Source organism: Micrococcus endophyticus (assembly GCF_014205115.1).
GTDB classification, from domain to species: Bacteria; Actinomycetota; Actinomycetes; order Actinomycetales; family Micrococcaceae; genus Micrococcus; species Micrococcus endophyticus.
This window is the reverse complement of sequence record NZ_JACHMW010000001.1, coordinates 2,538,086-2,551,887: the sequence shown is the minus strand read 5'-3', so window position 1 is coordinate 2,551,887 and position 13,802 is coordinate 2,538,086. Positions and strand designations below refer to the sequence as shown.

General features: G+C 73.5%; 14 protein-coding genes. 9 read left to right on the top strand and 5 right to left on the bottom strand.

Annotated features, from left to right (window positions below):
- Nucleotides 1–34 precede the first annotated feature (34 nt).
- The 3 genes from HDA33_RS11810 to HDA33_RS11800 all read right to left on the bottom strand — a co-directional run bounded on the left by HDA33_RS11810 (nt 35) and on the right by HDA33_RS11800 (nt 2,778).
- A complete protein-coding gene (locus tag HDA33_RS11810; protein ID WP_158494023.1) occupies nt 35–835 on the bottom strand; it encodes an IclR family transcriptional regulator in 801 nt (266 codons plus the stop codon).
- Between the two features lie 9 nt (nt 836–844).
- The gene (locus HDA33_RS11805; protein WP_184173441.1) at nt 845–1,975 is read right to left on the bottom strand and encodes a histidinol-phosphate transaminase; all 1,131 of its coding nucleotides are present in this window, start codon (nt 1,973–1,975) and stop codon (nt 845–847) included.
- Nucleotides 1,976–2,043: 68 nt separating this feature from the next.
- Nucleotides 2,044–2,778 carry an IclR family transcriptional regulator gene (locus HDA33_RS11800; protein WP_184173439.1) on the bottom strand — a complete coding sequence of 245 codons (735 nt, stop codon included), beginning with the start codon at nt 2,776–2,778 and terminating at the stop codon, nt 2,044–2,046.
- Between the two features lie 197 nt (nt 2,779–2,975).
- Here HDA33_RS11800 and HDA33_RS11795 point away from each other — a divergent pair, with 197 nt between their 5' ends.
- Nucleotides 2,976–4,889, top strand: coding sequence for an FAD-binding monooxygenase (locus HDA33_RS11795; protein ID WP_184173437.1), 1,914 nt, complete (start codon nt 2,976–2,978; stop codon nt 4,887–4,889).
- A gap of 117 nt (nt 4,890–5,006) precedes the next feature.
- Here the strand turns inward: HDA33_RS11795 and HDA33_RS11790 are convergent, their stop codons facing one another.
- Together HDA33_RS11790 and HDA33_RS11785 are read right to left on the bottom strand one after the other, a co-directional pair.
- Nucleotides 5,007–6,599, bottom strand: coding sequence for a hypothetical protein (locus tag HDA33_RS11790; protein ID WP_246416956.1), 1,593 nt, complete (start codon nt 6,597–6,599; stop codon nt 5,007–5,009).
- Entirely contained in the window at nt 6,596–7,033 is a 438-nt protein-coding gene (locus HDA33_RS11785; RefSeq protein ID WP_184173436.1) for a hypothetical protein, read from the bottom strand. The genes HDA33_RS11790 and HDA33_RS11785 overlap by 4 nt, the downstream gene beginning before the upstream one ends.
- A gap of 249 nt (nt 7,034–7,282) precedes the next feature.
- Between HDA33_RS11785 and paaA the strand changes: the two genes are divergently transcribed.
- From paaA to HDA33_RS11745, 8 genes are all read left to right on the top strand, one after another.
- The gene (paaA, locus tag HDA33_RS11780) at nt 7,283–8,290 is read left to right on the top strand and encodes a 1,2-phenylacetyl-CoA epoxidase subunit PaaA (protein ID WP_184173434.1); all 1,008 of its coding nucleotides are present in this window, start codon (nt 7,283–7,285) and stop codon (nt 8,288–8,290) included.
- Between the two features lie 3 nt (nt 8,291–8,293).
- Nucleotides 8,294–8,596, top strand: coding sequence for a 1,2-phenylacetyl-CoA epoxidase subunit PaaB (gene paaB, locus HDA33_RS11775; protein WP_017488081.1), 303 nt, complete (start codon nt 8,294–8,296; stop codon nt 8,594–8,596).
- Entirely contained in the window at nt 8,593–9,426 is an 834-nt protein-coding gene (paaC, locus tag HDA33_RS11770) for a 1,2-phenylacetyl-CoA epoxidase subunit PaaC (protein ID WP_017488082.1), read from the top strand. Before paaB ends, paaC begins: the two co-directional genes overlap by 4 nt.
- Complete coding sequence (gene paaD, locus HDA33_RS11765) at nt 9,423–9,932, top strand: 1,2-phenylacetyl-CoA epoxidase subunit PaaD (RefSeq protein ID WP_338104352.1); 510 nt, start codon at nt 9,423–9,425, stop codon at nt 9,930–9,932. Before paaC ends, paaD begins: the two co-directional genes overlap by 4 nt.
- A complete protein-coding gene (gene paaE, locus HDA33_RS11760; RefSeq protein WP_184173431.1) occupies nt 9,932–11,101 on the top strand; it encodes a 1,2-phenylacetyl-CoA epoxidase subunit PaaE in 1,170 nt (389 codons plus the stop codon). The genes paaD and paaE overlap by 1 nt, the downstream gene beginning before the upstream one ends.
- 119 nt (nt 11,102–11,220) lie before the next feature.
- A complete protein-coding gene (locus HDA33_RS11755) occupies nt 11,221–12,006 on the top strand; it encodes an enoyl-CoA hydratase/isomerase family protein (protein WP_184173955.1) in 786 nt (261 codons plus the stop codon).
- Between the two features lie 3 nt (nt 12,007–12,009).
- A complete protein-coding gene (locus HDA33_RS11750) occupies nt 12,010–12,549 on the top strand; it encodes a DUF1990 family protein (protein ID WP_184173429.1) in 540 nt (179 codons plus the stop codon).
- Nucleotides 12,550–12,702: 153 nt separating this feature from the next.
- Nucleotides 12,703–13,779: a M14 family zinc carboxypeptidase gene (locus HDA33_RS11745; RefSeq protein ID WP_420826922.1), complete on the top strand. Its 1,077-nt coding sequence runs from the start codon at nt 12,703–12,705 to the stop codon at nt 13,777–13,779.
- The last annotated feature ends 23 nt before the right edge of the window (nt 13,780–13,802 follow it).

Genomic DNA, 13,802 nt, shown 5'->3' with positions numbered 1-13,802 from the left:
GCGTCCGCCACGGTCGGCGGGCGGGCGTTCTCACTCAGTGAGAATCCCCGCCGACCGCCCGGGCGATGCCGCGGGCCGCCGTCATGAGCAGCGGCGGCACGCCCGGCGTGTAGGGCGCCTCGCACGGGACCACGGCGCCCAGGGCGGCCACCACGGTGCCGTCCGCCCGCGTGACGGGCACCGCGATGCCGCGCGCCTCCTCGTCCAGCGCCCCGTCCACGGCCGCGTAGCCCTCGCGGCGGATCCCCGCCAGCAGGGCCCGCAGGTGCGGCTCCGTGGGCGCGGTCACCCGCACCCTCGCGCCCGCCGGCGCGGCGCCGCCGGCCTCGCTGGGGTGGTGCTCGACGGCGACGCCCAGCTGGCGGCGGTGCCGGGCGATGAAGCGCTCGGCGACGTCGGCCGGGGAGTGTGCCAGCAGCACGAGCCCCAGCGAGGTGGTGAACGGGGGCAGCCGCCCCGCCACGGCGGCCTGGTTCACCACGGCCCCCTGCGAGGAGAGCCGCTCGAGCACGAGCACGCCCTCGTCGTCCAGCACGGCCAGCTGCGTGTTCTGGCGCAGCACCGACTGCACGTCCACCAGGAACGGCATGGCCGTCCGCGCCAGGGACATGCTCGGGGCGCTGCGGGAGGCCATCTCCCACAGGCGCAGGCCGGGCCGCACGAGGCCGTCGTCGTCCTTCTGCAGCAGCTCGGCGCCGACCAGCCGCTCCACCCACCGGTAGGCGGTGGGCAGGGGCAGGTCGGCGCGCCGGGCCAGCGCGGCCACGGTCATGGCCGGCCGCTCGGCGTCGAAGGAGCTGAGGATCCGGATCAGCCGGTCCAGGGTGCCGCTCACGTCACCGGCTCACTTCAGGAAGTCGCGGGCCACCTCGAGGAAACGGTCGTTGGCCTCCTGCTCGCCGATGCTCACGCGCACGCCCTCGCCCGCGAACGCGCGCACGGACAGGGCCTTGGCCTGGGCGGCCGCGGCGAAGTCGGCGGTGCGCTCGCCCAGCGGCAGCCACACGAAGTTGGCCTGGGAGGCGGGCACGTCCCAGCCGGCCTCGGCCAGGGCGGCGGCCACGCGCTCGCGCTCGTCCACCACGAGCTGCACGCCCTCCAGGACCTCGTCGAGGTGCTCGAGGGAGGCGATCGCGGCCTCCTCGGCCACGGTGGACACGGCGAACGGGGTGGCCACGGTGCGCAGGGCCTTCGTGATCTCCGGGCGGGACACCGAGTAGCCCACGCGCAGGTTCGCCAGGCCGTGGGCCTTGGAGAAGGTGCGCAGCACCACCACGTTGGCGTGCTTGCGGTACATGTCCAGGCCGCGCACGGCGTCCTCGTCCCGGACGAACTCCACGTAGGCCTCGTCGATGACCACGAGCACGTGCTCGGGCACCTCGGCCAGGAAGCCCTCGACCTCGGCGGTGGTGAGCACCGGGCCGGTCGGGTTGTTGGGGGTGCACAGCAGGATCACGCGGGTGCGGTCCGTGATCGCGGCCAGCATGGCCGGCAGGTCGTGGCGGTGGTCCGCGGTGAGGGGCACCTGCACGTCCACGGCGCCGGCGGTGCGCACCACGATCGGGTAGGCCTCGAAGCTGCGCCAGGCGAAGATCACCTCGTCGCCGCGGCCGGCCTCGCCGTGGCCGGCGAAGGCGGTGATGACCTGGGAGAGGGCGCCGAGGGAGCCGGCGCCGGTGACGACGTCGTCCGCCGGGACGTCCAAGTGCGCGGCCAGGGCCTCGCGCAGCCCCGTGGACAGGGTGTCCGGGTAGCGGCAGAGCGTGCTGGGCGCGTCCTCGGGGCCGGTCACGACCCCGCGCACCCGCTCGATGACGCCGGCCACCGGCGCGTGCGGGTTCTCGTTGGAGGACAGCTTGTAGGGGCGCAGGCCCGGGACCGCCACGGGCGGCTTGCCGGCGGCATAGGGCGGGAGCATGCCCACCTTCTTGTGCGGCGCGACCGCGGCGGGCGTGGGCTGGGCGTCATCAGTCATGCGTCACAGGGTAGTCGCGGCCGCACGCGCGGGCGCGGCGGCCGGACCGGGGCGGGAGGGGGCGCGGCTCAGGCCGCGCCGAGCGAGGCGGCCACGGCCTGGGCCGCCTCCTTCAGGCGCCCGCCCAGGCGCTCCGGGTCCTCGGGGCGCGTGGCGTAGACGACGGCGAGGGCGGCCGGCAGCTGCCCCGGCACGCTCAGCGGCACCGCCACCGAGGAGACCCCCGTGATGACCTCGTCGCGGCTGACCGCCCAGCCCCGCTCCCGGGCCTCGCCCAGCTCCGGGCGCTCCGGGGCGGCGTCGTCCCGCCGCTGCTCCCACTCCTGCTCCGGCAGGGCGAGGGCCACCGCCATGCCCGGCGCGCCGATGCCCAGCGGGTGCCGGGTGCCGGGGCGCTGGGTGACGAGGTTGCCGCGGGGCGGCTCCACCGTGGCCAGGGTGAGGCAGGTGGAGCCGTCCCCCACCACCAGGAAGGCGGTCATGCCCAGGTCGGCCGAGACGGCGGACAGGTGCGGCATGGCGGCGGTGCGCAGGTCCTGCTCCACGCGGCGCGCGAGGACGGCCAGGCCGGGGGCGCTGTGGACGCGGCCGAGGGGGTCGCGGCGCAGCAGGCCGTGGGCCTCGAAGGTACGCAGCATGCGGTAGGCGACCGAGCGATGGACGCCGAGACCGTCGGCGAGGTCGGCGATGGTGGGCGGCTCGGCGGCCTCGACCACCGCCTCGAGCAGGGCGAGCGCGCGGGAGAGTGTCTGGGAGGGCGCGCCCTCCCGGGCGGGCGCGGGGCTGCCGTCGTCCTCTGCCATGCCGCACCTCTTCCTCGTCCGCCTGGAAAGCGCGACGCGCGGGGCGCGTCACGGACACGCCCACCTGTTGTGAACGGGGTCACGTCGTCGTACAGTCTGTCACATCAAGTTCCCCCTGGGAACACCGTGTTCTCTCAAAGAACACCACATGGGGCAGCACGCGTCGCGCCGCGACTCCCCCGCAGCGAAAGGACCCCATGCTCTTCCACCACCACGGCTACGTCTCCACGGACCCGCGCGTCCAGCCCGCCGCCGGCATCGGCCTCGACCGCCCCGCCGAGCTGCCGGACGAGATGGACGTGCTGATCGTGGGCACCGGGCCGGCCGGCATGATCGCCGCCGCCCAGCTCGCCATGTTCCCGGACGTCCACACCCGCATCATCGAGCGCCGCCCCCACCGCCTCGAGATCGGCCAGGCGGACGGCATCCAGGCCCGCTCCGTCGAGACCTTCCAGGCCTTCGGCTTCGCGAGCGAGATCATCGACGAGGCCTTCGACCTGACCTCCATGGCGTTCTGGAACCCGGCCGAGGACGACGCGGACACGATCGTGCGCACCTCGCTGGCCGAGGACGACCCGGCGGGCGTCTCCGAGTTCCCGCACCTGATCGTGAACCAGGCCCGCATCCTGGACTGGTTCGCCGAGTACATGAAGAACTCCCCCACCCGCGCACGGCCGGACTACGGCTGGGCATTCGAGACCCTCGAGGACACGAACGACGGCGAGTACCCCGTGCTCGTGACGCTGCGCCGCACCGTGGACGCCCAGGGCGAGCCGCTGGCCGACCCGGAGTCCGGCGAGACCCGCCAGGTCCGCGCGAAGTACGTGGTCGGCGCCGACGGCGCCGGCTCCCGCGTGCGCAAGGCGATCGGCCACTCCCTCTCCGGCGGCGCCTCCAACCACGCCTGGGGCGTGATGGACGCGCTGGCCGTCTCCGACTTCCCGGACATCCGCACCAAGTGCGCCATCCACTCGAGCACCGGCTCGATCCTCCTGATCCCCCGCGAGGGCGGCCACCTGTTCCGCATGTACGTGGACCTCGGCGAGGTCCCGGCGGACGACGACCACAAGGTGCGCCAGACCCCGATCGAGGAGATCATCCGCCGGGCCCAGCTGATCCTGCGCCCCTACACGCTGGACGTGAAGGAGGTCGCCTGGCATTCGGTGTACGAGGTGGGCCACCGCCTCACCTCGGGCTTCGACAACCGCGAGCGCGTGGCCCACCCCAACGTGTTCCTGCTCGGCGACGCCTGTCACACCCACTCCGCGAAGGCCGGCCAGGGCATGAACGTGTCCATGCAGGACGGCTGGAACCTCGGCTGGAAGCTGGGCCAGGTGCTCTCCGGCGTGGCCCCGGCCGAGCTGGTGCCCACCTACGCGGAGGAGCGCAAGGAGATCGCCAAGAACCTGATCGACTTCGACAAGGAGTGGTCGACGCTCATGGCGAAGCCCACCTCCGAGCTGGGCGACCCCAACGAGGTGGCCGACTTCTACACGAAGACCGCCGAGTTCCCCGCCGGCTTCATGACGGAGTACAAGCCCTCGATCCTGACCACGGACGCCACGGGCCAGTCCCTGGCCGCGGGCTTCCCGATCGGCAAGCGCTTCAAGTCCGCGCTGGTGGAGCGCTCGTGCGACACCAACGTCAAGCACCTGGGCCACCTGCACCGCGCGGACGGCCGCTGGCGCGTGTACGTCTTCGCCGACGCCGCCTCCCCCCGCTCGGCCGACTCGAAGGTCGCCGCCTGGGCGAAGGCCGTCGAGGAGGACCCGCACTCCTTCCGCAACCGCCACACCCCCGCCGACGGCCCGCAGGACGCGCGCTTCGACGTCAAGGTGGTCTACCAGCAGAAGCAGACCGAGTTCGCGCACCCGGACGTGCCGGCCGTGTTCCGCCCGACGTCGGGCGACCTGCGCCTGCTGGACCTGAACAACATCTTCGCCACGTGCCAGCCCAAGCACGGCGAGGACATCTTCGAGGCCCGCGGCATCAGCCGCGACGGCGCCGTGGTGGTGGTCCGCCCGGACCACTACGTCTCCGGCGTCTTCGGCCTGGACGAGGTGGAGCGCCTGAACGAGTTCTTCGCGGGCGTGCTGCTCGACGCCTCCTGACCCCGTCAGGGGCGGCGGGCCCGCACCGAGCCGCCGGGGGTCCGAGCATCACGCTCGGGCCCCCGGCGGCTCTCGTCGTCCGGGGGCGACGCCGCTCCGCGCCCCCGCCACGGTGGCTCAGCGCCGTCCCGGCCCGCCCGGGGCCACGGGCGAGGTCGACCCGGCGGCTTCCCGCGGGGCCGGCGCCCGGCGCAGCCGCACGCTGCGGCTCGAGGCGACGGCGCCCGCGCTGAGCCCGGCGAGCGTGGCCGAGAGGCCGGCGACCTCGGCGCGGGCCGCGGGGTCGGCGGCCTCGAACTGGCGGACCATCGCGAGGTGACCGTCGAAGTCGTGGGCGGCCGTGAGGTCCTCGCCCACGGCGTCCGGGCCCGCGGTGCGGAAGCCGCCGGCCGGCGCCGCTCCGGGCTCCTCCCCCGGTGCCGGGGGCGGGCCCCAGCCCTGCCCGCCCGGGTGGAAGACCACCTCGGCCCGGTGCCGGGAGGCGGGCACGGGCGCGCCGTCGACGGCCGTGGCCAGGTCCGCGTCCGAGGAGAACTCGAGCACGGCGGCGCCGCCGGTCCGCGCGGCGTTGCCCGAGGGGGCCGCCACCGTCACCACCCCGGCCACGGGGTAGGCGGCCGTGAACCCGGCGTCCCCGGCCAGGTTCACCGCGTGAACGCCGCCCTGGGAGTAGCCGGCGAGCACCAGGGGCGCGCCGTGCGGGACGCCCGCGGCCTCGAGCGCGGCCCGCACCGCGGGGGCCGTGGCGGCGGAGTCGGCGGTGAGGGCGTCCGCGAGCCCGGAGGCGTCCCACGGGTTCCGAGAGGCGTGGTCCGGCGCGAACCCGCCCTGGGTCCCCGGCAGCCCCACCACCCAGGCCGGGCCGCCGCGCTCCCGCTCGACCCGCGTGACCGTCAGCTCCCCCTCGACGCCGCCGCGCGGGATCAACCCCAGCAGGTCCGCGGCCGAGCCGTCCAGGCGCGCCGGCGCGTCCGGGCGGTCCTCGGGCGGTCCGGCCACGGCGACCTCCCGGTCCGCGGCGATGCTCAGCGCCCGGGCGACCGCCCCCACGGCCGTCCAGGCCTCGTCCGGGGAGACCCGCAGCAGCTCGGTGCCCTCGGATGCCTCCTCCACCAGCCGCGAGGCCCCCCGCGAGACGGGTCTCTTCAGCGTCTTCCGCTGCCACCAGGACAGCTTCTTCAGGTCGATGCGCGCCAGGGCGGCCAGCGCGGGGAACCCCGCCGCCGTGAGCACGGCGGAGGCCACGGCCTCCGGCACGGCCTGCACGGCGACCTCGCCGAGCCGCTCCGCCTCCCGCGTGGTGAGACCGTCGCGGCCGCGACGCCACGCCTCCAGGGGCAGTGCACCCAGACCCACGTCCTCGGCCGCGACGATGCCGGCGGCGGCCCGCTCGGCCTCCTCGTAGCGGACGGCGGCCGCCCGCAGGTCCCGGTCCATCCGGGCGCAGCGGTCCGAGAGGGCCCGCACCCGCTCGAGCCCCTCCCACAGCCGGGCCTGCAGCACGGCCGCGGCGGGGCTCACCCGCGGGGCGCGCACCAGCCCGGCCCCGGCGGACTCGGCGGTGCCGGCCACCCGGAGGGCCTCGCCGGCCGCGCGGTCGTGCCCCGCCGCCACCGCGCGCATCTGCTCGGTCTCCGCGTAGAGCGAGCCGGGCCCGCCGTGGGTGCTGAACGCGACGCCGTCCGGTCCGGCCGCCCGCCCGCCGGTCACGCCGCCACCGCCAGGGCCCGCAGCGCGGCGCGCGCCGTCTCCTCGGCGGCCCGCAGGCGGGCCTCGGCGTCCTGCCGCGCGTCCTCGGCCTCCCGCTCGGCGGTGGCCCGCAGGGCCAGCCACTCCCCCGCCTCGCGCTCCAGCCCCTCCGCCGCGCCGACCGCCTCGGCGACCGCGTCCGCGTACTCCTCGGCCGCCGGCCCGCGCCATGCGACGGCCGCGCCCGCCCGCACGTCCCGGGCGGCGGCGACCAGGCCGGCCAGCGCGCCGCGCAGCGACTCCTGCGCCACGGCCAGCTCGTCCAGGGCGGCCTGGGCGGCGTCCCGGTCCCGGCGGGCGGGGTCCGCCCACGCGAGGAGGCGTGCGGCGTCGTCGTCGAGGCCGGCGGCCTGCAGGGCCGCGGCCAGGTGCTGGGGTCCGATCAGCTGGAGCATGCGGTCACCGTAGGGACGACGCGCGGGCCCGCGGGGCCGCGGCGGCCCGCCCGGGGACGGGCGGGGGCCCGGCGCGGGCTGTGCAGGAGCAGAGGGCGGAGGCGGGCGGATCCGGCCGACGTCGCACAGGGAAGGACGTGTTGACCGGGGTCACACCCTGACCTATCCTGAACGAGCGGTCAGTAATTCGGTGCGCGCCCGCGCACCTTGACCACGGAATCAGCCCGCACTCAGCGTGAGGTGAACCCCATGACGCAGACCAGCTCCACCACCCGCCTGGCCTCCGTCCCGTCCCCCGAGGATGCGGCCGGCCAGGAGAACTTCGATCGCCTGATCGCGGAGGACTCGCGCATCGAGCCCCGCGACTGGATGCCGGAGGCCTACCGCAAGTCCCTGACCCGCCAGGTCTCCCAGCACGCGCACTCCGAGATCATCGGCATGCAGCCCGAGGCCAACTGGATCACCCGTGCGCCCTCCCTGAAGCGCAAGGCGATCCTCATGGCCAAGGTCCAGGACGAGGCCGGCCACGGCCTGTACCTGTACTCCGCCGCCGAGACCCTCGGCACCGGCCGCGACGAGCTGAACGACCAGCTGCTCACCGGCCGCGCGAAGTACTCCTCGATCTTCAACTACCCGGCCCGCACCTGGGCGGACATGGGCGCGATCGGCTGGCTCGTCGACGGCGCCGCCATCTGCAACCAGGTGCCGCTGTGCCGCGCCTCCTACGGCCCCTACGGCCGCGCCATGGTGCGCATCTGCAAGGAGGAGTCGTTCCATCAGCGCCAGGGCTGGGAGATCCTCTACGAGCTCTCCCACGGCACCCCGGAGCAGAAGCAGATGGCCCAGGACGCCGTCGACCGCTTCTACGGCCCGGCCCTGCAGATGTTCGGCCCCCCGGACGAGGACTCCCCCAACTCGAAGCAGTCCATGGACTGGAAGGTCAAGCGCTTCTCCAACGACGACCTGCGCCAGCGCTTCGTGGACATGATCGTCCCGCAGGCCGAGGCCCTCGGCCTGACCCTGCCGGACCCGGACCTGAAGTGGAACGAGGAGCGCGGCCACTACGACTTCGGCGAGCTGGACTGGGACGAGCTCATGTCCGTCATCAAGGGCAACGGCCCCATGAACACCCAGCGCATGGCCCGCCGCATCCAGGCCCATGAGGACGGCGCGTGGGTCCGCGACGCCGCCGCCGCCTACGCCCGCCGCCAGGCCGAGCAGCACGCCCCGGCCGAGACCCACCTGATCGGAGCCTGATCCATGAGCGAGAACACCGCCGCATCCAACGCCTGGCCCCTGTGGGAGGTCTTCGTCCGCGCGAACCGCGGCCTCTCCCACGTGCACGCCGGCTCGCTGCACGCCCCGGACGCGTCCCTGGCCCTGCGCAACGCGCGTGACCTGTACACGCGCCGCAACGAGGGCACCTCCGTGTGGGTCGTCCCGGCCGAGGCCATCGCGGCCTCCGACCCGGACTCCAAGGGCGGCTTCTTCGAGTCCCCGCAGGGCAAGTCCTACCGCCACGCCACCTACTACCAGCAGTCCGAGGGGGTGCCGCACCTGTGAGCTTCGCGACCAACGACTCCGCCACGAAGCACTCCGCCGGCGTGGCCATCACCGCCGAGGAGATCGCCTCCGGCGAGCAGAAGGCCTCCGAGGAGACGGCGCGCTACGCCCTGTACCTCGGCGACGACGCCCTCATGCTCGGCCAGCGCCTGTCCTGGTGGATCTCCCGGGCCCCCGAGCTCGAGGAGGACATCGCCCTGGGCAACATCGCCCTGGACCTCGTGGGCCACGCCCGCTTCCTCCTGAGCTACGCGGGCACCGCGTGGGGCAAGTCAGAGGACGAGCTCGCCTACTTCCGCGACGAGGAGGAGTTCCGCTCCGTCCGCCTCGTGGAGGCCGAGAACGGCGACTTCGCCAAGACGATCGCCCGCCAGCTGTACTACTCGTTCTACGCGTTCGAGCTGTACACCCGCCTGAAGGAGTCCACGGACGCCACTCTGGCCGCGATCGCGGACAAGGCGCTCAAGGAGGTCCTGTACCACCAGGACCACGCCGCGCTGTGGCTGAACCGCCTGGGCCTGGGCACGGACGAGTCGAAGTTCCGCATGCAGCGGGGCCTGGACGAGCTGTGGCCCTACCTGCCCGAGCTCTTCCACGACGACGAGACCACCCGCCCGCTGGCCGAGCAGGGGATCGCCGTGCTGCCGTCCTCGCTCGAGGAGCCCACGATGACCCGCATCCGCGAGGCCATCGAGGCCGCCGGCCTGGAGGTCCCGACCACGGGCACCGCCCGCGGCGGCGACCGCTCCGGCGCGATGAGCGAGTACCGCGGGTACATCCTCGCGGAGATGCAGTCCCTGGCCCGCCGTCACCCGGGAGCGTCCTGGTGACCACCGCCAGCGCGCTGCGCCCCGCCGACCCCGCCGACGCGCGGGTCTGGGATGCGGCCTCCACCGTGCACGACCCGGAGATCCCCGTGCTGTCCATCGCGGACCTGGGGATCCTCCGGGAGGCACGGGCCGAGGGCGAGAAGGCCGTCGTCGTCATCACGCCCACCTATTCCGGCTGCCCCGCCATGGACACCATCACCACGGACGTCTCCCGGGCGCTCGAGCGCTCCGGGTTCGAGGAGTCCGAGGTCCGCCTGGTGCTCCAGCCGGCGTGGACCACGGACTGGATGACGGACGAGGGCAAGGCCAAGCTCGCCGAGTACGGCATCGCCCCGCCCTCGGCGCGCACCACGGACGGGCCGGTCATGATCGGCATGGCCGTGAAGTGCCCGCGCTGCCACTCCCTGAACACCCGCGAGATCACCCGCTTCGGCTCCACCTCCTGCAAGGCGCTGTACACCTGCCGGGAGTGCCTCGAGCCCTTCGACTACTTCAAGGTGCACTGATGACCGAGACCACCGTCACCCCCGCCACCGGCAAGCGCCGCGCCACGTTCAACACCCTCGAAGTGTCGGAGCTGCGCCGCCTGACCGACGACTCCGTGGAGGTCACCTTCGCGGTGCCCGAGGAGCTCGCCGACGACTACGACTACGTGCCGGGCCAGTACGTGGCCCTGCGCAAGGAGCTGGACGGCCAGGAGGTCCGCCGCTCCTACTCCATCTGCGCGATCCCGAAGCGCGGCGAGATCCGCGTGGCCGTGAAGAAGGACATCGGCGGCAAGTTCTCCACGTGGGCCAACGAGGTCCTCGAGGTGGGCGAGAAGATCGACGTGATGAACCCGCAGGGCGCGTTCACGTCCCGCTCCCACGTCACCTCGCTCAACGACGCCGAGAAGGTGGCGGCGGAGAAGGTCGCGCAGAACAGGAACACGCACCTGGTGGCGTTCGCCGCCGGCTCGGGCATCACCCCGATCATGGCGATCGCGAAGGCCGTGCTGGCCGCCTCGGAGACCTCCCGCTTCGACCTGGTCTACGCCAACCGCTCCGCCATGGACGTGATGTTCGCCGAGGAGATCGGCGACCTCAAGGACAAGTACCCGGCGCGCTTCACCGTGCACCACGTGCTCTCCCGCGAGCAGCGCGTGTCCCCGCTGCTGTCCGGCCGCATCGACGCCGAGAAGCTCACCACCCTGCTGGACCGCGTCATCGACGTGGACGGCACGGACGAGTGGTTCCTCTGCGGCCCGTTCGAGCTGGTCCAGCTGGCTCGCGAGACCCTGTCCGCGCGCGGCGTGGACGAGGACGACGTCCGCTTCGAGCTGTTCTCCACCGGCCGCCCGGAGAACCCGCAGGGGCACTCCGGCCGCGTCGTGGAGGCGGACCCCTCGGGTGACAACGTCACCATCGAGTTCAACCTGGACGGACTCTCCGGCAAGGTCGAGTCCCCCAAGTCCGCGCACGAGACGATCCTCAACGCCGCCCTGCGCGTGCGCTCGGACGTCCCCTTCGCGTGCGCCGGCGGCGTGTGCGGCACCTGCCGCGCCAAGGTCACCGACGGCGAGTATGAGATGGACGAGAACTACGCCCTGGAGAAGGACGAGGTGGAGGCCGGCTACGTGCTGACCTGCCAGACCCGCGCCACGTCCGACTCGATCACCGTCGACTACGACGCCTGATCCTCCCCCTGACCGCACCGGCCCGTCGATCCGACGGGCCGGTGCCGTCTCACCCGGGCCCTCCCCCAGCCCGGATCCCCCCTCCCGCTTTCCCCTCCCGAGAGGACTCCGACGTGAGCATGATCGAGATGACGGTCGCCGACGGCGTGGCCGAGGTGCGCCTGAACGCCCCGAAGAAGATGAACTCCCTGGACGAGGCCGCCCTGGCGGACCTGCACGATGCCTACCGCCGCGCCGCCGCCGGCGTCGAGTCCGGCGAGGTCCGCGTAGTGCTGCTGCACGGCGAGGGCCGCGGCTTCTGCGCCGGGCGCGACATCTCCGCCGTCGACCCGGCCGAGGACGACGCCACCGCCTACCTGCGGGACAAGGTCACCCCCGTGCTGCGGGCCATGTCCGAGATCGGCGTGCCCACCTTCGCCGCCGTGCAGGGCGCCTGCCTGGGCGTGGGCCTGGGCCTGGCGATCGCCACTGACGTGGTCTACGTGGCCGAGGACGCCAAGATCGGCTCGCCGTTCGCCAACCTCGGCGCCACCCTGGACTCGGGCGGCCACTGGCTGTTCACCGAGCGCCTGGGCGCCCACCGCACCCTGGACCTGATCTACACCGCCGAGCTCATCTCCGGCGAGGAGGCCGTGCGCGCGGGCCTGTTCTCCCGCTCCGTCCCCGCGGACGAGCTGCTCGAGTTCACCCGCGCCAAGGCCGCGAAGGCCGCGCAGGGCGCCACCCTGGCGTTCCGCGCCTCCAAGGAGTTGGTCCGTCAGATCCGTGACGAGCGCGTGGGCCTGTGGGAGTCCCTGGACGCCGAGAACATCGCCCAGGGCGACCTCTGCAACACGGCCGACTACGCCGAGGGGTTCAAGGCCTTCCAGGAGAAGCGTCGCCCGGAGTTCACGGGCCGCGGCTGAGCCGTGGGCGGGGTCTGGGACGTCGCGCCGGCGCTCACCTACGGCGAGGTCGGCGCGACGCTCGGGGAGCTCCCGCCCGGGTACCGGCACCTCGACGAGCGCCGCACCGTGGGCCACGGCAGGGCCGACTTCGACCGGCTCGCCGCGCAGCTGCTCGCCTGGCGCCTGCAGCGGGCGGCCGGCTTCGCCGTGCACCCCTCGACGCCGACGCTCGACGTCGGCACGCAGGTCCGCCTGGCCCCGGGGCCCGGCCTCGTGCCCGGCGGCGGCCTGCTCGGCCGCCTCGTGGGCGGCTGGCAGTGCCGGGTGGTCGCCGTCGTCGCCGAGCCGGACCGGGCGGGCTTCGCCTACGGGACGCTGCCCGGCCACCCCGAGTCCGGCGAGGAGCTCTTCCTGCTCACGCTGGAGCCGCGCACCGGCGAGGTCGTGCTGCGGATCCGCGCGTTCTCGCGGCCGGGCACGTGGTGGTCCCGCGCGCTCGACCCCCTCGCCCGCGCGGCCCAGCGGCGGATCACCCGCCGCTACCTGCGTGCACTGGAGTGACGCGCGTCGCCTCAAGTCTTGACCCCACCCCCTCGCCACGTGAGCCTCGTCGAACGGGCGCCGCACGCCGCGTCCGCGACATTCGCACCGGCGAGACCGCGGTGGACAGCCCTTCGCGGACGAGCCGGGACTCGACACAGAGGAGACCGCCGCATGTCCGCTGAGCACCCCCACCCCGCACCCTCCGTACGCCGGCGGCTGACAGCCCTCGCGCTGGCAACAGGCCTGGCGCTCGGCGGCACGGCCATGGCCACCCCCGCCGGCGCCGTCGGAAAGGGCCCGAACCACAACCCCCGTTCGACGGTGAACACCTCGATCCTCACCACGCACGCGGAGCTCGTCGCCCAGCTGCAGAAGGAGGACGCCCGCCAGGACGCGATGGAGCTGACCGTGATCGGTCAGTCGGTGAAGGGGCGGGACATCCACCTGGCCTCGTGGATCTCCGATCCCGAGAACCCGACGATCCTCTTCCTCACCCAGCAGCACGGCAATGAGCAGCTCACCACCGAGGGTGCGATGGCCTTCATCAAGTCCCTCGGCACCGGCAAGATGCGGTCCGTGCTCGACGATGTGAACGTGCTCGTCGTGCCTATGGCCAATCCGGACGGGGCCATGGGCGACGTGGACTTCTCCCTGGAGGACTACATCGCCTCGGGCGACCGGAACCTCACTCGCTACAACGCGAACGAGGTGGACCTCAATCGAGACCATGTGGCGAAGACCCAGCCGGAGACCAGGGCCCTCCATGAGAACGTCCTCGGCGCGTACGACATCGACTACATGATCGATCTGCACCATCAGGGCACGCGGTCGGCTGTTGACGGCGAGCTGGTCTCCGGCTCCATCCTGTATCCCACGTCGCCGAACGTGGCACCGGACGTGGTCGAGGACTCGCAGCGCCTCGGCTCGGTCGTCTACGACGCCGTCGAGCAGTACGGCTGGGGCAACCTGGGCCGATACGTGGGCGGCACGGCGGAGACCATCGCACGGAACGGCGTCGCGGCCGAATACGGGATCGCGACGCTTCTGTTCGAGATGCGCGGCATGTCCGACCACGAGTACGAGAGCTACGTGCTCGGCCAGCGTTCCAACGGATACCTCATCAAGCAGACGGTGGTGACCCTCGAGGCGACCACCAAGGCGATCGCGGACGGATCCATCGAGACGGCGGACATCGGCTTCTGGAACACCCTTCCCGAGCAGCGGACCCTGCCGCTCGCGGCAGAGTGAGCCACGGCGCAGACCGCGGCGAC